The organism is Candidatus Rokuibacteriota bacterium, from assembly GCA_016188005.1.
Taxonomy (GTDB): Bacteria; Methylomirabilota; Methylomirabilia; order Rokubacteriales; family CSP1-6; genus UBA12499.
Map to the genome: position 1 here is coordinate 41,345 of JACPIQ010000056.1, position 17,644 is coordinate 58,988.

Sequence of the window (17,644 nt, forward strand, 5' to 3'; positions counted from 1 at the left end):
AGTATAGCAACGGCTCAGCGGCGCGAAGGCTTGACCGCCACGGCGAGGATCATGTGGGCGAAGAGGCGCAGGGTGGGCGGCGCGTAGAGGAGGCCCCGGAGGATCCGCCCCACGGCGGCACGGACCCCCGGCGGAGGCGCTGGCGCGTGTGGGGGGCGGTGAGTGACCGGTGCTCCCACCCCTGCGGGGAGCCTGCGCTCCCGCCGCGTGACGCCGCGGAGCGCCTGCCGAAGCATGCGGGCGGGATCGTAGGGATGGAAGGAGCGGACCTGGAACCCGCGCGCCTCGAGGAAGCGGCACACCTCGCCCCGCGTGAAGGCGAACTGGTAGAAGTCGCCACCCCGGGCGCGGCTCCGCCGCGCCTCGCGCGCCAGCCAGGGGCCGAGGAGCCGGCGCGCGCCATTCCAGTACGGGACCGACAGCAGGAGCGTTCCGCCCGGAGCGAGGACGCGGGCCGCCTCGGCGACGATGGCGTCGGGACCGCCGGGATCGTGCTCGACGACTCCCAGGGAGAGATACGCCCGCACCGCCCCGTCCCGGACGGCGAGCGCGCGAAGGTCCATCACGGCGAGCGGCGCGCCGGCGCGAACCCCCTGACGGAGCGCCTCGAGGCTCCAGTCGGCGCCGACCGCGGCCCGTCCGCGCGCCCTCAGGAGCAGCACGTACTGGCCGAGCCCGCAGCCCGCCTCCAGGAAACGGCCGTCGGCGGGCAGGTGGCGCTCGATGAGGCCGGTGAGGGGGGAGCGGACCGCGACAGCCAGGAGCTCCTCCACGGAGTGCCCGCCCCAGTGCTCGCTCCAGAACGCGGAGGTGGCCGAGCGCGAGTAGTAGGCCAGCGGCACCCCTAGCGCCTCCCCCGCCCCACGTCCTCGAGGAGCGCGATCTCCCGCGCCACGAGGGCCGGGAGACCGTAGCGCTCCTCGATGAGCGCGCGGGCAGCGCTCGCCAGCGAGGCCGCGAGCCCGGGCTCGGTGAGCACCCGGACGAGGCAGGAGGAGAGCGCCTCTGGGCTCCGCGGATCGAACAGGAGCCCGGTCTTCTCGTGGGTGACGATCGACCGATTCCCCTCGCAGTCGGACGCCACGCAGGGCAGCCCGCAGGCCATGGCCTCGAGGAGCACCTTCGGGTGGCCCTCGGTGAACGAGGCCAGGACGAACGCGTCGGCCGACGCGTAGATCTCGGGCAGCGTCCTCTGGTCCATCACGCCCAGGAACTGCACGTCAGCGCGAAGCTCCCTTGCCAGAGCCTCGAGCTCGTCCTTCTGAGGCCCGGCACCAACGGTGACGAGCTGGACCCCGGCTCCGTGCTGGGCCTGGATCGCGGCGCCGGCCGGCTTGGTCGCCCACACCAGCGTCTCCAGGTTCTTCTCTTCAGACAGGCGCCCGACGTAGAGGATCCGTCGAGGCGCTCCCGGCGGGCGTCCCGCGCGGTCCCCGCGAAAGGCGAAGAGCCCGGTGTCGACCCCGTTGGGGATCAGCTCCACCCGCCGCGCGCCCAGCGACAGCGCGCGCGCGCGCAGCGCCTCGGTGGTGGCGATCACGGCGGCAGCGCGCCTGAGCCCCCGGCGCTCCACGACCGCCTTGACCCAGCGCTTCGGGCCCGGGCGGGAGAGGCGGCCATAGGAGAAGCCATAGGTCGTGACATAGGGGATGCCGAAGCGACGGCGTGCGGCCAGCGCCGGGATCACGCCCGTGATCTGGAACACCCTCAGGACGTCGCACTGGCGGAACTCGGTGGCATGGGCGCGCGTCATCGCCAGGGCCCGCCGGCCCCGCCACAGGGGTCGTGGGGACGCGAGCACCGTCACGCGCGCCAGCAGCTCCGGATCGTCGGTGAACTCGGCCAGGGATTCCGGCAGATAGCTGAAGTAGTAGAGACCGTCGAAGGCCCGCGCATAGGGACGCAGGTAGCCGTCGACGAGCCGGGACTGCTGGCCCGTCGTCGCCAGCTCGCGGATGCCGCCGCCGAGGGCAGGCAGGAGCCCGACCCGCATCAGGGCGCCTTCCTCGCCACCGCGCGGAAGCCCGTGCTCTCCTGCGGCCGGCGCAGCACGGCGGCTCGCTTCCACCGGCTCAGACGGTCATAGAGCGTCAGCGAGAGTCCCCCGATGGCGTCGATGGCACCCGCCCAGGGCGTGTCCAGCACCACCGGCATGAGGTCGCCCTCGACCGTGAAGCCGCCCGCGCGGAGCTCGGCCAGGAACTCCGCCCGCGTGTACTCGATCTTGTGATCGGGATCGGAGTAGGCGAACAGCGCCGCCTCCCGCAGGGTCTGCCGCCAGCGCGTCTCGCGGTTGGGCCCCGAGACCAGCAGGTGCCCATCGTCCTTCAGCACGCGGCGGATCTCGCGGAGCACGCCCACGCGCGGCGTCAGATGCTCGATCACGTCGAGGAAGAGCGCGGCGTCGAACAGGCGGTCGGGGAAGGGAAAGGGCCCGGTGATGTCCCAGGCGAAGACCCGCGCATTGGCGAGGCCCTGCTCGCGGATCCCCCGCGCGGCGATGGGCAGCTGGCCCAGGTCGTAGTCGAAGCCGACGATGGCGCGGCAGCGCGTCGCCGCGCGCCGGAGATGGGCACCGTTGGCGCAGCCGACATCGAGGACGAGATCCCCGGCGTCCAGGTACGGCAGGTACCAGTCGTGCCACGCATGCCCGACGAGGTGCTTGGGGTGAATGGGGTACGGGCGCTTCCCCGTCCAGTGCACGAGCCGGACGCCCACGGCCTTGCCACGACGGTTGACGAGGTCCACGGCCCGTACCAGGAGTCGCCCGAGCGCGGTCACGCGGTCCCCTTCCCGCCGCGGCGGCGCCACGCCTCCAGCGCCCGCTCGTAGACCCGGCGCGTCCCGTCGACACACCCCTCCCAGCGGAACAACCTGTCGACCCGCTCGCGGCCGGCGGCCCCGAGCCGTGCCCGCAGCCCGCTGTCCTCGAGCAGGAGAAGCAGCCGCTCCACGAAGCGGCCCGGTGCCGCCGGGTCGCACAGGAAGCCCGCCTCGCCGTCCCGCACCAGCTCGGGGATCGAGCCCCGGTCCGAGGCCACCACCGGCACGGCCGAGGACATGGCCTCGGCCACGGTGAGCCCGAACCCCTCCATGGCGGAGGGGAAGACGAAGACGTCGCCGAGGTTGAAGTGCGGGGCCTTCTCGGCGTCCGGAACGTAGCCGGTGAACACCACGCTCTCCCCGAGCCCGATCCGCCGCGCGTGTCGGCGCAGCGCCCCGAGGAGCGGGCCGCCTCCCGCCAGGAGGAGCCGCGCCTCCGGCCGGCGGGCGACCACCGCGCTCCAGACATCGAGGAGGAGGAAGAGGTTCTTCCGCGGCTTGAGGCCGCCGAAGAAGAGCACGGCGGGCCGGCCGCGGAGCCCGTAGCGCTCCACCAGGTCCGCCCGGCGCGGGCGCGGCGCGAAGACGGGATCGACGCCGTAGTGGACCACCGACACGTGATCGGTCCGCGCCCCGAGATCCTCGCCGAGCTGCCGCCGGCCGAACTCGCTGCCCACCACCACGGCGTCGGCGCCCTCGACGACGCGCTTCTCGATGAGGGCGTTGAGCGGGCTCGGGTCCAGGTGATGGTGATGGGCGACCACCGGCACATCCAGTCCGAAGCGGCGCCGCGCCCACAGGGCCGAGGGGCCGATGTACCGCAGGGAGTGGACCCGGAGGAGGTCGAAGCCCACGCTGTCCCAGACCCGCTTGACGGCCCGGGGCACCACGGCGGGGGCGACCCACCAGCGCAGCCCCCGGCCCATCGGGAAGCGGTGGACGGTCCAGTTCTGCGCCTCGGCGGGATACGGTCGGCCCCGTGCCAGGATGATCTCGATCCGGGCCCCGGCGCGGCCGAGCCGGACCAGGAGCTCCCGCTCGTAGGTTTCTCCCCCCGAGGTCGTCTCGGGGGCCACACCGCAATGAGGCGTGCAGATCCGCATGCCGTCACCGCTTCCGGGCGATGACGACATAGCCGGTCGTGTAGCTGGAGAGAAAGGCCGAGCGGGCCGTCGCCGCGCGGTGGTCGAGCCGGCCCAGGCAGAAGCCCACCGCGAGCACGGGCAGCGCCAGGAGCGCTCGCAGCGGCCGCGAGGCCACCTGGGCCCCGGCCTGGCGCAGCATGTGGGCGAGGGTGCCGAAGAAGTATCCCTGCTGGGTGACCTGGTCCACGCGGAGACCGGCGCGCTCGAGAAGCTCCACCAGCCGCCCCCCCGAGAAGCGCTGGCGATCGGCGATGTGATCCACCCGGTGCAGGAGCGGCGCCGAGAGCACCAGCTGGCCATCCGGGACGAGGACGCGACTGAACTCGGCCAGCATGGTCTCGTAGCGGTCCACGTACTGTATGACTTCCTGGCACAGGATCCGGTCCACCGAGGCTTCCCTGATGGGGAGCGCCTCGGCATCGCCCAGGATGTCCGGCTCGGCCCGCGGGTCGATGTTCAGCAGCACCCAGCGCCTGACGGCGCCCCGGGGCGGGCGGAAGCGTCCGCGCGGCTGGCGCCGGCCGCCCACGTCCAGCACCACGCCCCTGAAGCTCCCCGCACAGCGCGCGAGCTCGGCGTCCAGGAGGGTGCGGCGATGGGAGGCTCCGAGGGAGGTGCGGATCATGACGCCTGCGCCTCGCCCCGCACCTCTCGGTAGAGAGCGAGCATCAGGTCGACGCTCGTCTCGGCATCCAGCTGCCGCTCGATGTGGCGCCGCGCCTGGGTGCCGAGCGCGCGCCGGAGCGCGTCGTCGGCGAGGAGCCGCGTGATGGCGCGCGCCAGCCCATCGGGGTCGCCCCGCTCCACCAGGAGGCCGGTGACGCCGTCCTCGATGAGCTCGGGGGTGCCGCCCACACGGGTGCCGATGACGGGCCGGCCGGCCGTCATCGCCTCGACGATCACCCGGCTCAGCGCGTCGGGAATCACCGAGGGTGTCACCACCATGTCGGCCACGGCGTACAGCGCGAGCACCTCGGCATTGGGCAAGGCCCCCAGCCGGCGGATCCAGGGGGCCCCGCTGGCGCCGGGGAGCTCGCCGTCGCCCACGAAGACGAACAGGGCCTCGGGAACCGTCTCGACCACGCGGGCGGCGGCCGCCGCCACGTCGGGCGTGCCCTTGCCGGGAGAGAGCTTGCCCACGCAGAGGATGACGGGGTGGCCCGCGAGCCCGTGGGCCCGGCGCAGGGCGGCGGCCCGCTCCTCGGAGGCGGGCACCAAGACGGGGGGAATGGTGTGGATCGTCCGGACCCGACGCACCCCCTCGAGGAGACCGGAGCGCCGGTAGACGTCGAGGATCCCGTCGCTCACGCCGACCACGGCGTCGAGCCGCCTGAGCAGGCGCTGCTTGAACGAGGCATCGAGCCAGCCGGCCAGGAAGCCCAGCTTGACGCGAAGCCGGCGGCGCCGTCCCGCCCCGTACAGGGCGAAGTACTCCTCGGAGCACTCGCGCCAGAGCTTCCGCACGCCGCAGTCGGCGGGCCGCCTGTCCCCGTGGTGCAGGCACATGGGCGCCGCGTCGATGAGGCTTCCGTCGCGGATCGTGAGCACCAGCGGCACCCGGGTGAGCGCGCGGGCGATGATGCCGGGCAGCAGCATGTGCTTGTTCTGGGCGTGCAGGACCTGGGCGCCCTCGGCGCGCGCGATCCGCGCCAGCTGGAGCCCGGCCCAGAGGGCGAAGAGCGGGCTCCGCAGCACGCGCGGCGGCAGCCCGGGGCGCCCGGGTTCGCGCTTGAGGGGGAACGGGAAGCGCCGCACGCGGACTCCGTCGCGCTCCTCCACGGCCGGGGCGCCGTAATTGGGCGTGACCACCACGACGCGGAGCCCGCGGCGGGCGAGCGCCCGGGCGAGCGCCTCGGTGCTCCACTCCGCGCCGCCGGGAGCATGCGGCGGGAAATACTCGTTGGCGAGGCAGACGTTCATGCCGTCGCTGCCTCGCGCACCGTGACGTAGCCACCGGCGGGCGCCGCCAGCAGCAGCCGCTCCAGCCACGGAAGCCCACCCAGCACCACGTCCCTGTCATGGAAGGCCAGGACGCGCGCGTCGTCGATCGGGGTCAGCCCCTCGGCGGGCGCCCAGCGGAGGGCGCCGAGACAGGAGAGGTAGCGGAGCCCGGTCTCGGCGGCGGCGGCCAGCGTCTTGCGCGAGAGCACATTGCCGGGGGGCACGAAGGTCTCGACGGCGCGGCCGAGGAAGTCCTGGAGGATCGCCTGGGCTCGGCGGAGATGCTCGCGGTGGACGGCCTCCGGGAGCCAGTCGTAGAACTCGCGGTGTGCGGCACGGTTCCCCGAGAACCAGCGGGGGCGGAACCGCCCTCGGTCGAGGAGGCAGTGGGTGTAGCCGTGGTTGGCGACCTCGAGCAGGCCCCGCTCGACCCCCTGGCGCAGGAGCCGGCTCGCCTCGGGAAACTTCTCCGGGTAGGCCCTGACCGCGCCATCGGCTTCCACCCAGCCGGCGGTGACGGCCACCGTCATGCGGCAACCCCGGGCGGCGAGCTGCCCGAGCAACGCCTCCCAGTCCGAGGCGGCGAGCTCCCGATACGGCCCCCATCGCTTGATCGGCGGCAGGTACTTGAGGAAGAGGACATTGCCGGGCAGCGGCAGCGCCATCCCGCCCAGCCTGAGGCGGGTGAGCCCGTACACCTCGTGGCGCTTGGAGGCGGCCCCCACATCGTCCATGCGCAGCGCCATCGGCGACGCGCTCACCCCGGGGCCGCCTCCCACGCTCACTTCCACGCCAGGATCTCGATGCTCGGCGAGATGCGGAAGAGCCGGTAGTAGCCGCGGATCATCGGCCAGAGGGGGCTCCCCGACTCCCGGGCGCGCGTCCCGGACGGGCCCAGCGGGACGATGCGCGTGCCGGCGTCCCGAAGCAGCCGCTCGAGCGGCCCGCGCAGGAGCGGCGTGAGCGTGTCGACGAAGCGCGTGGGCCGTCCCCGCAGCCGCAGGTAGCAGCGCGCCACGGTCCGCGGCATCCCCGGAAGCCAGAAGAGCTTGTAATGCCCCTCGTAGCAGGCCAGGGCGCTCGGCGCGTGAAGGTAGAGCGCGCCGCCCGTCCTGACCACGCGTACCATCTCCCGCACGGCCGCGGCCGCATCGGCGACGTGCTCGAGCGTGGAGAAGCAGTACACGAGGTCGAAAGCACCTGCGCTGAACGGCAGATGCTCCGCCGCTGCCAGGATCGGGCCGCCGGCTCCCTCGGCCGCCGCCTTGAGCCGGCAGATCTCGACGGCCTCGGGCTCGGTGTCCACGCCCATGGCGGCGGCGCCCGCCCGCCGCGCGATCACGGTGAACCCTCCCGTGCCACAGCCCACGTTCAGGATCGCCAGCCCCGCCACCGTGCGCCCGAGGGCCGCCTCGAGCCGATCCAGGTGCATCGCCTCGTGGGTCTCCTCGTCAAGGCGCGCCTCGACCAGTGCCGCCCAGGCGGGGATGCCGAGGGTGTCACGGTAATAGCGGGTGTAGTACTCGGCGACCCGACGGCGGACGGGCTCGGGCCATGGGCGCGGGGAGCCGGCCGGGCTCATGGCGAGAGCCGCGAGCGAAGCGCCTCCACGACGGTCACCCGTTCCTCGGGTGTGATCCCCACCGAGCACGGCAGCGACAGCCCGCGGTCGTAGAGCCGGGTGGCGACGTCCACGCGATAGGCCTGGGCGCCGGCGAAGAGCGGCTGCAGGTGCAGCGGGCGCCACAGCGGCCGGGCGCCGATGCCGGCGGCGCTGAGCTCCCGCAGCAGCGCCCGGACATCGGGGCAGCGCCGCTGCGGCAGGAGCGCCGCGGCCATCCAGTAGCTCGAGCGCGCCCAGGGAGCCTCGACGAACGGGCGCACGCCGTCGATGGCCCCCAGGGCCTCCCGGTAGAAGGCGGCGGTGGCGCGCTTGGACTCGATGAAGCCGTCGAGCTGCTCGAGCTGGGCCACGCCGAGGGCCGCCTGGATATTGGTGAGGCGGTAGTTGAAGCCCAGCTCCTCGTGGATGTACTCGATGGGGTCGGTGCGGGCTTGCGTGGTCAGCGTCCGCAGGCGGCCGGCCAGCGCGGCATCCCCGGTCAGCACCATGCCGCCCCCCCCCGTCGTGATGATCTTGTTTCCGTTGAAGGACAGACAGGCGAGCCGCCCGTCGCCGCCCACGCGGCGGCCCCGATACCGCGCGCCCAGCGCCTCGGCCGCGTCCTCGACGATCGCCAGCGGATAGCGGCCGGCCACCTCGAGCAGCGGGTCGAGGTCGCAAGGGTGGCCGTAGAGATGCACCGGCAGGAGCGCGCGCACGACGCGGCCGGTGGCGCGGTTGACGGTGCGCCCGGCCCTCGTGAGGCACTCCCGGGCGAGGAAGTCGGCCACCTTCTGCGGGTCCACCCCCCAGGAGGCCTCCTCCGAGTCGAGGAATACCGGATGCGCGCCACAGTAGGCGACGGCATTGGCGGTGGCGATGAAGGTCAGACTGGGGACCAGCACCTCGTCGCCGGGCTCGACGCCGGCGACCCTCAGCGCCACGTGGAGCGCGGCGGTGCCATTGACTGTCGCCACGGCGTGGGGAGCGCCCACGTAGCGCGCCACCTCACGCTCGAAGCGCTCGATGAACGGCCCGGCCGAGGAGACCCAGTTCGTGTCGAGGCACTCCTTGAGGTACCTCCACTCATTGCCCGCGAGCCGGGGCACAGCGTTCGGAATGGGGGGCGTGCGCGGGATCACGGCCGGCCTCCGCGTCGCTCCCACCAGGCCCGGTACCAGTCGAAGGTCTCCCCGACCCCTGCCTCGAGCGGCACCTTCGGGGCGAAGCCCGTCAGGGCGCGGAGCCGCGTCAGGTCGGGACAGCGGCGCTCCACCGAGCCCGGCGGGGCGGGCAGGTGCTGGATGGCGGGCTCGAAGCGGGCCGCCCGCAGGATGATCCGCAGGAGGTCCTCCATCGTGGTCTCCTCGCCGTCATTGCCGATGTTCACGACCCGTCCCCGGGCGGCCTCGACCGCCACGAGACGGGTCATGGCCTCCACGGCGTCGGCCACGTGGCAGAAGGCGCGACGCTGCGCGGCGCCGTAGAGGCGGAAGGGGCGCTCCCGCCTGACGGCGCGGAGGGACAGCTCCGGGACGACGTGGTCGGTGCCCATGCGCGGCCCGTAGACATTGTGGAAGCGGCCGATCACGACGGGAAGACGGCGGGCCCGCGCGGTATGGATCACCGCGGCCTCGCCCAGGATCTTGCTGGCGGCGTAGGCGAAGCGCGGGGCGGCCACGTCGGGGACGGAGAGCGGCACATCCTCGGGCGTGGGCACGGGCAGCGCCCCTGCCGTGACGCCGCCCGCATAGGTCTCGCTGGTGGAGGCGAAGAAGAGCACCTCGCCGCCGCCGGGCAGCCAGTCGAGCACCTCCAGCACGGAGCGTGTGTTGACGCGGATGACGCGCGCGGGATCGCTCTCGACGTTCCGGACTCCCACCACGGCCGCCAGCATGTACACCTGCTCCCACTGGCGCGGCAGCGAGCCGAGCGCGCCAGGGCGCGTGAGATCTGCCTGGACGAGCACGACGTTCGGGCGGGCGCAGAGGGCCTGGAGCTCCGCGTCCCGGCGGCCCCGGGAGAGGTCGTCGACCAGGGTCAGGGCATGCCCCTCCCCGGCCAGGCGCGAGGCCAGATGGTAGCCGATGAAGCCGGCCCCGCCGAGGACGAGGATTCTAGCCATAGCCGATCCCCGCATAGCGGACTCCGGCGGCTCGCGCCGCCTCCTCGCCCAGGATGCGCCAGCAGTCGTAGAGCACGGCCGGACGCCTGAGCGCGCCGAGGAGCTTCGGGAGATCGGCCCTGGCGTAGTCCGGGTGATTGGTGACGACGAGGACCGCGTCGGCCCCATCGAAGCCCGCCTCGAGCGTCACGGGCGTCGCGCCGAGGCCCGCGATCACGTCACCCCGGACGAGGAAGTCATGGCCCCGCAGGGCGAGCCCGGCGGCGCGGAACAGGGGGAGCATGGGGACGATGGGCGTTCCCCGCATGTCGTCGGTGGGCGGCCAGCCCTTGTAGGCCCAGCCGAGGACGCAGAGCCTGGCGCCCTCGGCCCTGCCGCGCGTCTCGCGGATGAGGGCCACCAGCCGCTCCGCCACGTGTAGCGGGAGCCGCTCGTTGAGGCCGCGGGCCTGGCCGACCAGCCAGGGGGCATACCCCGCCCGCGTCGCGGCACTCAGGAGGATGTAGGGGTCCTTGGACAGGCACCCGCCGCCCACGAAGCCGGGACTGGCCAGGTCCGGTCGCGGGTAGTCGAGATTGGCGGCCCGGATCACTTCCAGCGGGTCGAGGCGGAAGCGCTCCGCGATGAGCGCCACCTCGTTGCCATAGGAGTAGATCAGGTCGGTGTGGCAGTTGTTCACCAGCTTCACGAGCTCGGCCGTCTCCAGCGAGGCCACGAGGACGACCCGCCGGGTCACGCGGGCGAAGAGCGCCACCGCGCGCTCGCGGCTCTCGGCGTCCAGCCCACCGACCACCTGGGGCAGCTCCTCCAGCTCGCGCAGGGCCTGGCCCTGGATCGTGCGCTCGGGTGCGAAGGCCAGCCGCGGCCGCGCCCAGCGCGCGCGGAGCTCGGGAAGCACGACCTCCCGTGTGGCCCCCACCGGCACCGTGGAGCGCACGATGACGAGCGTGTCCTCCCCGCAGCGCTCCGCGATGTGGCGGGCCGCCAGCCTCAGGTTGCCCAGCTCGGGGGCATGCGTGTCCGGGCTCACCGGCGTCGACACGCACAGGATGGCGGCGTCGAGCCCCCCGGCTGGCAAGGCCGACCCCACATGGAGACGCTCCCCCAGGAAGCGTCGCAGCCCTTCCTCCACCCCCGGCTCGAAGAGATGGGGCCGGCCGGCGCCGAGGGCGGCCAGGACATCCGGGGAGGCGTCCATCCCGTGGACCGCGAAGCCCTTGCGGCACAGCGTCACCGCCAGCGTCAGCCCGACATAGCCCAGGCCGACGACGCCGATCGCGGTCATCGCGCTCGCCTCACCGCCAGGGCGCGCTTCGGCTCGCACCCCCCCGGGTCCATCGCTCCCCTCACCGCCAGCGCGCGCTTCGGCTCGCACTTCAATCCAGCAGGCCTTCGGCCATGTCGCGGTTGGCCTTCTCGAGGTCGTGGTGGCGGCCGACATCGAGCCAGTACTCGCGGATGAGGTGGGCCGCCACGGGCTTCCCCGCGTCGATGAGCAGGCGGATCAGATCGGTGGCGTCGAAGTAGCGGCCGGCGGGGATCAGGTCGATCACCGACGGCTCGAGGAGGTAGATCCCCGCGTTGATGGGGAACTCCTTGCGCGGCTTCTCCTCCACGCGGACCACCCGGTCGCCGCTCAGCGTGAACTCGCCGTAGGGGATGTCCACCTGATGGACCGACACGCCCACCGTCATCGCAGCCCCCCCCTGGCTCCGGTGGAACTCCCACATGGCCCGGAAGTCGCACCGGGTGAGGATGTCGGCGTTGACGACGAAGAAGGCGTGATCCAGCCGCTCGCGGAGGAGCGGGAGGGCGCCCATGGTCCCGAGCGGCCGCGGCTCCTCCGCGTACTCGATGCGCACCCCGAGGCGACTGCCGTCGCCCAGCCGCTCCCGGATCATCCCCGACTTGTGGTGGACCGCGATCAGCACCTCCGCGATCCCCGACTGGCGGAGGCGCTCGATGAGGATCTCGACGAGGGGCTTGCCGCCCACGCTGAGGAGGGGCTTGGGGGTGGACTCGGTGAGGGGCCGGAGCCGCCGGCCCTCTCCGCCCGCCATGATCACCGCCCGGCAGCGGAGCGGCGGAGGCGGCGCCAGGAGGTCCTCCAGCCTCAGGAGGTCCACCACCGTCCCGTCGCCGGCGAGGAGCGGAAGGTGCCGGATGGTACGGGCCCGCATGAGGTCCAGCGCCTCGGCCGCCCCGAGCCCGGCCGTCGCCACCACCGGCGCGCGGTTCATCACCTCGCCAGCGCTGGCCTCCAGGGAGACGCCACGGAGGATGGCCTTGCGGAGATCGCCGTCGGTGAGGAGTCCGAGCAGGCGGCCGGCGCCGTCCACCACCAGGGCGATCTGCTTCCCGCTGCGGGTGATCCGCTCGATCACCTCGCGCAGGCTCGCCCCCGCGGCCACCAGGACATCGCCGATGGGGCTCATCCAGCGCTCACTCCGCATCCGCCGACCGCTTCTGGATCAAGCGCGCGTCGAGGGACACCGCCCGGAGCAGCTCCACGATGCGCGGGGCGGCGCGGCCGTCGCCATAGGGATTGGCGGCCTCACGCAGCCCCGCGCGGAAGCCCGGCGTGAGCGCCGCCTCGACGCCGCGGACGATGTCCTCCCGGCCGTAGCCGACATCGACGACATTGCGCCCGCGCAGCCGGCCGCGCTGTCGGCTGCCGACATTGACGACGGGCAGCCCGAAGGACGGGGCCTCGATGAGCCCGCTCGAGGAGTTGCCGACCATGACCGCCGCGTGGGAGAGCAGGGAGAGATAGAGGCGGTCGCCCAGGCTCCTGGCCAGCCGGCAGCGCGGCTGGCGCGCCGCGAACTCCTCGATCCGGTCGATGATGACTCGCCCGGCGGTGTCGGCATTGGGATAGGTGATCACCAGCGCGCCCTCGATCTTCTCCAGCGCGGCCAAGAGCTCGTCCACCTGCGCGCCCGCGTCGGCGGACTCGAGGGTCACCGGATGGAAGGTCGCCAGGAGCCAGCGAGCTGCGACGGGAATCCCGAGCGCCCGGGCGGTGTCCTCTCTGGAGAGGAGCGCGGCGGGCCGGATGCGGTCGAGGCCGGGCGCGCCCACAGCGTGGATCCGCCAGCGCTCCTCCCCCAGCTGCGCGATGCGGGTGGCGTGCACCGGCGCGGAGGCCAGGTGCAGATGGGCCAGCTTGCTGATGGCATGGCGGATCTGGTTGTCCATCGCCCCCTCCGATGCCTCGCCGCCGTGGATGTGGGCGACGGGCAGCGCGAAGGGCAGCGCGGCCACCGCGGCCGCGAGCATCTCGAAGCGGTCGCCGAGCACCACCAGCAGATCCGGGCGAGTCTCGGTGAAGGCCCGGGCGAAGCCCGCCACGCCCTGGGCGGTGGAGCGCGCGATCCCTTCCGGCGAGTCGTCGGTCTCGCTCATCGGGATCCGCGCCGCGATGGGCCAGCCGTCGGCCTCGATGGCCCGCACGGTGAGGCCGAAGTCGGCCTCGAGATGCATGCCTGCCACGAGGAGGAGCAGGCTGAGGTCCGGCACCCGCCGTATCTCCTCGAGAACGGGCAGGAGGTGGCCCCAGTCCGACCGGCTGACGGAGACCACGCCGAGGGCGCGGGCGGGCGGGGTCATGGCTCGCCCAGGGTCTCCCAGCCGATCACCTCGTCGGGCGCCACGTCGCGCCTGACGACCCGCCCGAGGGCGCGGGGCAGGTCGGCCGGCGAGATGCCCGTGCCCGGCCGCTTGATGGCCACGTCGGCGGCCGCCAGCCGCTGGCCGGCCGTGATGGCACGGGCTGCCACCAGGCTCTTGCGGGCGACGCGCCGCGTGTCGGCCTCCGCGGGCATGGGACGCTTGCGGCCGTCGCCGAGCGCCGCCTCCACGCAGCGGGTGGCGCGCACGAGGGCGGCGAACTCCCCGGGGTCCAGTGACGCGCGGTGATCGGGCCCGGGCAACCCCTTGTCGAGGGTCAGATGCTTCTCGATGATGGCCGCCCCGCGGGCCACGGCCGCCACCGCGATCTCGATCCCGCTGGTGTGGTCGGAGAGCCCCACCGGACAGCCGAAGCGCTGGGAGAGCGTGTCCATGGCGCGGAGATTCATCTCGGCGGCGGGCGCCGGATAGGCGCTCAGGCAGTGCAGCAGGGCCAGCGGCGCCTCGCCCGCCTCCCGCAGGGCGGCCACGGCCTGCGCGACCTCGTCGAGCGTCGACATGCCGGTGGAGACGATGACGGGCTTGCCCTTGGCGCCCACGTGGCGGAGGAACGGGAGATTGGTGATCTCCCCCGAGCCCAGCTTGAAGCAGGGCACGCCTAGGCGCTCGAGGAGGTCGGCGCTCGCCGCGTCGAAGGGCGTCGAGAAGAAGACGAGGCCGCGCTCGGCGCAGCGGTCCCGGATCTCCCGGTGAGCGCCCGCGTCGAGCTCGAGCCGCGCCAGCATCTCGCCCTGGCTCCCCGCCTCTCCGGTGGCTTCCCGCTGGTAGTTCGCCTTGGGGGCGTCCCGGCTCACGAGCGCCTCCGTGCTGAAGGTCTGGAACTTCACCGCGTCGGCGCCGGCCTCGGCGGCGGCGTCCACGAGGCGCCGGGCCAGCGCCCGCTCCCCGTTATGGTTGACGCCGGCCTCGGCCACCACGAACACCGGGGCGCCGGGACCGATGCGCCGGCCGGCGACAGCGAACTCCCGCCCGCTCATGGCCGCCTCACCTGGCGAAGCTCCTGGCCGATCTCGTCCACCACACCGAGGAGGCGCTGGCCGAGCGCCCCGTCCACCCGATGGACGTAGCGCGCGGCGAACTTGGCGCCCCGCTCGATGAGGGCCGCGCGCGCCTCGTCATCGGTGAGGAGCCTCCCGAGGGTGGCGGCCAGGCCGCGCGGGTCCCCCATGTCCACTCGGGCGGCCGCGCCCTCCCCGACGTAGGCGGGCATGTACTCGCCCTCGTAGTCCTTCCCGGGCGCCTGGACGGCCACCACCGGGCAGCCGAGCGCCATCGCCTCCATGCCGGCCATGGAGGTGACCATCACGGCCGCGTCGGCGGCGCCGAACAGGCGGTGGATGTCGTAGTCCTTGGTGAACCGGGCATCCGGCCAGCCCCAGCTCCGGACCTGCTCGCCGAGGAGCGTCATGTCCTCGTTCGGATGGACCTTCACCACCACGTGCAGGGGAGGCAGCAGCGGGAGGCTCTCCAGCACGGTCCGGTAGAAGGCCTGCTTCTCCTCGCTCGAGAAGAGGAGGGACACGTACTTGGAGACCATCACGAGGAGCGGCCTGTCGGGAGCGAGGCCGAAGTCCCTGAACACCTCCTCGCGGAGCCGCTCCGGCGGCAAGAGCCTCGCGGCATTGGAGCGGGGATCGCCCACCACCGACACGAGCGCGGGGTCCACCTTCTGCTCCCTGACCAGCCGCACCTTGAGGTCCTCGCCGATGACGAGCATGCGGTCGGCGATGTCGAACATCCGCGACTGGTCGCGGCCCATGAGGAGGCTGCCGGAGAAGAGCAGGCAGGGGATGTGACGCTCCCGCGCGGCCAGCGCCAGCGCCCGCTCGGCGTAGCGCCGATTGCTGGTGACGACCACGGCGACCGGCTGGAGCGCGTCGAGAGCCCGGAAGGCCGCCTCCTGGAAGAGCACGGCCACGAGCAGAGTCCGCTCCACGGAGTCTCGCAGGAGCGGCCGCGCCACCTCGGCCAGGGAAAGCCCCCGCCACCGGAGCTCCCGCTCGAGGGCGCGCCCGGCGGTGATCCGCCGCCACATGGCGCGGAAGCTGCGCCGGTAGCGGCGGACGAGACGGGCGGCGGCGGCGCATGGCAGGAAGTCGCTGAGATAGTCCCAGGTCACGCCCGCGGCGCCGAGCCCCGTCAGCTTGGCCACGAGCTCCGGGTCGACCGCGGGGGAGGCCACGACGTGCGGGTTCCCCCCCGCGGCGCGCACGGCCTCCGCCAGAGGATCCACGACGAAGTGATGGCGCGGCCGGCAGGTCGCGAACACGATGCGCCGGCCGGCGGCGGGCGCCCTGGCCCGGCGCGGGCGCCGCGGAAATGTCAGCGCCGTCCGGAGCCGGAGCCGCTCCTCCCGGGGCTGCAGCGCCCGGTAGGCGCGCGCGTACAGGCGCGCCCCCAGGAAGCGCGGGGCCGCGATCTCGGCGGCGAGACCCTCGCGCCGTCCCACGAGGCCCGCCAGACGCTCGAGACTCGAGGCCCCGCTCAGCAGGACGAGCCGCGTGGGCCTGGCGTCCTGCCACGCGCGCTCCACGATCCCGAGCGGCTCGGCGACATCCATCCGAAGGACGATGCCACGGGCCAGGGGGAGGAGATCGGGCAGCCACACGCCGCGGTACGACAGGTCGGGCTCTGCCTCCGGCTCCGGCCACCAGGCCGAGGTGAGGCGCCGCGTCAGGTCCGCCACCTCCTCGGAGTCGACCTTCAGGGACTCCTCGTCGTAGAAGCGGATCGCGACGCCCGCCGGCACGCGGGCGGGGTCCACCAGCTCGCGGGCGCTGAGCAAGGTCACCTGGCCCTCCCGGGCCAGCCTGGCCAGGGCCGTCGCGACGCGGTCCCGATAGCGCCTCACGTAGCGACGGTAGGCCGCGCGCACCCACGGACGGCGGAACTCGCCGTGGCTCCGGGTTGACTGGGTGACGAGAAGGATCCGGCTCATCGGCTGCCTGGCGGCCGCGCCGGCACACCCATGACGGTCTGGCGGGCGGGCACATCCCGTGTGACCACGGCTCCGGCCGCCACCACCGCCTGCCTCCCCACGGTGAGACCCGGGAGCACCACGGCCCCGGCACCCAGGAAGGCGCCGGGCTCGATCACGACCGCGCCCGAGAGGATGACGCCGGGGGAGAGGTAGGCGTGCTCCCCGATCCGGCACTCGTGCTCGGCCAGCACGCCGCTGTAGAGCACGGCGTTGGCGCCGACCTCGACTCCCGCTCCGAGCACGCTCCCTGCGAAGACCACGGCGCCCGCGCCCACCCGGCACGAGGGAGAGCACGCCGCGCGCGGATGGATGAGGGCCGGCACGGTGACGCCGAGCCCCACGAGCCGCTGGAACAGCTCGGCCCGCCGGCCGAGCGCGGAATTGCCCACGCCGACCACCCCGGCGTCGAGGCCGCCGGCGCGCGCCAGGGCGTCGGCGGCCACGTCGTCGCCGATCACGGCCGGGCGGCCTCCCGCAGCTCCTGCCGGCGGCGCCGCCGGGTCGGTGAAGCCGATCACCGTCCACCCGCACGCGGCGGCCAGGTCGGCCACGGCGCGCGCGTGCCCGCCCGCTCCCAGGATCAGCAGTCGACCGGCCACCGCGTTCTCAGCGGCGCGCCGGCGGGATGGGCGCCCGCCCCTCGCGCAGGATGAGCTCGGCGAGGAGGAAGTCCCACTCCGTGTCGATATTGACCGAGGCCTCGAACCCCATCACCACCCCCCGATTGTCCTCGCCGAGGATGTGCCCGCGCCCCATGAGGGTGGCGTAGCGCGTGACGTAGACGGCGCCGGACGGCTGGTAGACGGGCGGCGCGTCCTGGCGCCGGACGAAGGTGTGGCCCGCCGGAAAGAGCGCCACCGTGCGGTCGCCGTCGAGCGTCTTCATGAAGTAGGGGTGGTACGAGGCCTCGCAGAGCGTCTGCGCGGAGTCGGCGCCGGTCTCGAGCACCTTCGTGATGGCGCGGTCGATCTCCTCCCCGGCCCGGAACGGCGAGGTCGGCTGCAGCGTCACCACCAGGTCGGGACGCACGCCCGCTGCCCCCTCCAGCCACCGGACCGCGTGCTGGAGCACGGGAAGCATGCCCGCCTGGTCGCTGGCAAGCTCGGCGGGGCGCAGGAAGGGCACCTCCGCGCCGTGCTGCCGCGCCTCCTCCGCGATCTCGGCACTATCGGTGGAGACGACGACGCGGCTGAGCAGGCGCGCCTCCCGGGCCGATGCGATGGCCTGCCCGATCAGCGACAGCGCGCCGAGCTTCCGCAGGTTCTTCCCCGGCAGCCCCTTGGAGCCGCCGCGGGCGGGGATGACACCGAAGGCGTACGGGCGCGCCGCCGCCATCG

General features: G+C 73.6%; 17 protein-coding genes. All 17 read right to left on the bottom strand.

The annotated features are described in order from the left end of the window. Positions 1–14: 14 nt before the first annotated feature. A complete protein-coding gene (locus HYV93_10800; GenBank protein MBI2526463.1) occupies positions 15–842 on the bottom strand; it encodes a class I SAM-dependent methyltransferase in 828 nt (275 codons plus the stop codon). Between the two features lie 2 nt (positions 843–844). After that, positions 845–1,993 (bottom strand): glycosyltransferase family 4 protein, encoded by a 1,149-nt coding sequence (locus HYV93_10805; protein MBI2526464.1) that lies wholly within the window; start codon positions 1,991–1,993, stop codon positions 845–847. Beyond that, complete coding sequence (locus tag HYV93_10810) at positions 1,993–2,781, bottom strand: class I SAM-dependent methyltransferase (GenBank protein MBI2526465.1); 789 nt, start codon at positions 2,779–2,781, stop codon at positions 1,993–1,995. Before HYV93_10810 ends, HYV93_10805 begins: the two co-directional genes overlap by 1 nt. Further along, positions 2,778–3,926, bottom strand: a complete 1,149-nt coding sequence (locus tag HYV93_10815; protein ID MBI2526466.1) for a glycosyltransferase family 4 protein — start codon at positions 3,924–3,926, stop codon at positions 2,778–2,780. The genes HYV93_10810 and HYV93_10815 overlap by 4 nt, the downstream gene beginning before the upstream one ends. A gap of 4 nt (positions 3,927–3,930) precedes the next feature. Further along, complete coding sequence (locus HYV93_10820) at positions 3,931–4,593, bottom strand: methyltransferase domain-containing protein (protein ID MBI2526467.1); 663 nt, start codon at positions 4,591–4,593, stop codon at positions 3,931–3,933. Beyond that, positions 4,590–5,888: a glycosyltransferase family 4 protein gene (locus HYV93_10825; GenBank protein MBI2526468.1), complete on the bottom strand. Its 1,299-nt coding sequence runs from the start codon at positions 5,886–5,888 to the stop codon at positions 4,590–4,592. Before HYV93_10825 ends, HYV93_10820 begins: the two co-directional genes overlap by 4 nt. Continuing rightward, on the bottom strand, positions 5,885–6,670 hold the full coding sequence (locus HYV93_10830) for a polysaccharide deacetylase family protein (protein ID MBI2526469.1): 786 nt from the start codon (positions 6,668–6,670) through the stop codon (positions 5,885–5,887). The genes HYV93_10825 and HYV93_10830 overlap by 4 nt, the downstream gene beginning before the upstream one ends. A 20-nt stretch (positions 6,671–6,690) precedes the next feature. Continuing rightward, entirely contained in the window at positions 6,691–7,491 is an 801-nt protein-coding gene (locus tag HYV93_10835) for a methyltransferase domain-containing protein (GenBank protein ID MBI2526470.1), read from the bottom strand. Beyond that, entirely contained in the window at positions 7,488–8,654 is a 1,167-nt protein-coding gene (locus tag HYV93_10840; protein MBI2526471.1) for a LegC family aminotransferase, read from the bottom strand. Before HYV93_10840 ends, HYV93_10835 begins: the two co-directional genes overlap by 4 nt. Continuing rightward, positions 8,651–9,637, bottom strand: a complete 987-nt coding sequence (locus tag HYV93_10845; GenBank protein ID MBI2526472.1) for an NAD-dependent epimerase/dehydratase family protein — start codon at positions 9,635–9,637, stop codon at positions 8,651–8,653. The genes HYV93_10840 and HYV93_10845 overlap by 4 nt, the downstream gene beginning before the upstream one ends. Further along, the gene (locus HYV93_10850; GenBank protein ID MBI2526473.1) at positions 9,630–10,922 is read right to left on the bottom strand and encodes a nucleotide sugar dehydrogenase; all 1,293 of its coding nucleotides are present in this window, start codon (positions 10,920–10,922) and stop codon (positions 9,630–9,632) included. Before HYV93_10850 ends, HYV93_10845 begins: the two co-directional genes overlap by 8 nt. Before the next feature lie 91 nt (positions 10,923–11,013). Further along, positions 11,014–12,072, bottom strand: coding sequence for a nucleotidyltransferase family protein (locus HYV93_10855; protein ID MBI2526474.1), 1,059 nt, complete (start codon positions 12,070–12,072; stop codon positions 11,014–11,016). 7 nt (positions 12,073–12,079) lie between these two features. Continuing rightward, positions 12,080–13,246 carry a UDP-N-acetylglucosamine 2-epimerase (hydrolyzing) gene (gene neuC / locus HYV93_10860; protein ID MBI2526475.1) on the bottom strand — a complete coding sequence of 389 codons (1,167 nt, stop codon included), beginning with the start codon at positions 13,244–13,246 and terminating at the stop codon, positions 12,080–12,082. Beyond that, complete coding sequence (gene neuB / locus HYV93_10865; protein MBI2526476.1) at positions 13,243–14,304, bottom strand: N-acetylneuraminate synthase; 1,062 nt, start codon at positions 14,302–14,304, stop codon at positions 13,243–13,245. The genes neuC and neuB overlap by 4 nt, the downstream gene beginning before the upstream one ends. Next, the gene (locus HYV93_10870; protein MBI2526477.1) at positions 14,301–16,265 is read right to left on the bottom strand and encodes a hypothetical protein; all 1,965 of its coding nucleotides are present in this window, start codon (positions 16,263–16,265) and stop codon (positions 14,301–14,303) included. Before HYV93_10870 ends, neuB begins: the two co-directional genes overlap by 4 nt. Further along, the gene (locus HYV93_10875) at positions 16,262–16,906 is read right to left on the bottom strand and encodes a NeuD/PglB/VioB family sugar acetyltransferase (protein ID MBI2526478.1); all 645 of its coding nucleotides are present in this window, start codon (positions 16,904–16,906) and stop codon (positions 16,262–16,264) included. Before HYV93_10875 ends, HYV93_10870 begins: the two co-directional genes overlap by 4 nt. A gap of 7 nt (positions 16,907–16,913) precedes the next feature. After that, positions 16,914–17,642 (bottom strand): acylneuraminate cytidylyltransferase family protein, encoded by a 729-nt coding sequence (locus tag HYV93_10880; GenBank protein MBI2526479.1) that lies wholly within the window; start codon positions 17,640–17,642, stop codon positions 16,914–16,916. Positions 17,643–17,644: the final 2 nt, after the last annotated feature.

What these genes read in the sequence shown, in the direction of transcription:
- neuC (MBI2526475.1), bottom strand. Translation starts at nt 13,246, where the DNA reads ATGACCCCGCCCGCCCGCGCCCTCGGCGTGGTCTCCGTCAGCCGGTCG.
- HYV93_10835 (MBI2526470.1), bottom strand. Translation starts at nt 7,491, where the DNA reads ATGAGCCCGGCCGGCTCCCCGCGCCCATGGCCCGAGCCCGTCCGCCGT.
- HYV93_10820 (MBI2526467.1), bottom strand. Translation starts at nt 4,593, where the DNA reads ATGATCCGCACCTCCCTCGGAGCCTCCCATCGCCGCACCCTCCTGGAC.
- HYV93_10870 (MBI2526477.1), bottom strand. Translation starts at nt 16,265, where the DNA reads ATGAGCCGGATCCTTCTCGTCACCCAGTCAACCCGGAGCCACGGCGAG.
- HYV93_10850 (MBI2526473.1), bottom strand. Translation starts at nt 10,922, where the DNA reads ATGACCGCGATCGGCGTCGTCGGCCTGGGCTATGTCGGGCTGACGCTG.
- HYV93_10845 (MBI2526472.1), bottom strand. Translation starts at nt 9,637, where the DNA reads ATGGCTAGAATCCTCGTCCTCGGCGGGGCCGGCTTCATCGGCTACCAT.
- HYV93_10825 (MBI2526468.1), bottom strand. Translation starts at nt 5,888, where the DNA reads ATGAACGTCTGCCTCGCCAACGAGTATTTCCCGCCGCATGCTCCCGGC.
- HYV93_10805 (MBI2526464.1), bottom strand. Translation starts at nt 1,993, where the DNA reads ATGCGGGTCGGGCTCCTGCCTGCCCTCGGCGGCGGCATCCGCGAGCTG.
- neuB (MBI2526476.1), bottom strand. Translation starts at nt 14,304, where the DNA reads ATGAGCGGGCGGGAGTTCGCTGTCGCCGGCCGGCGCATCGGTCCCGGC.
- HYV93_10855 (MBI2526474.1), bottom strand. Translation starts at nt 12,072, where the DNA reads ATGAGCCCCATCGGCGATGTCCTGGTGGCCGCGGGGGCGAGCCTGCGC.
- HYV93_10880 (MBI2526479.1), bottom strand. Translation starts at nt 17,642, where the DNA reads ATGGCGGCGGCGCGCCCGTACGCCTTCGGTGTCATCCCCGCCCGCGGC.
- HYV93_10815 (MBI2526466.1), bottom strand. Translation starts at nt 3,926, where the DNA reads ATGCGGATCTGCACGCCTCATTGCGGTGTGGCCCCCGAGACGACCTCG.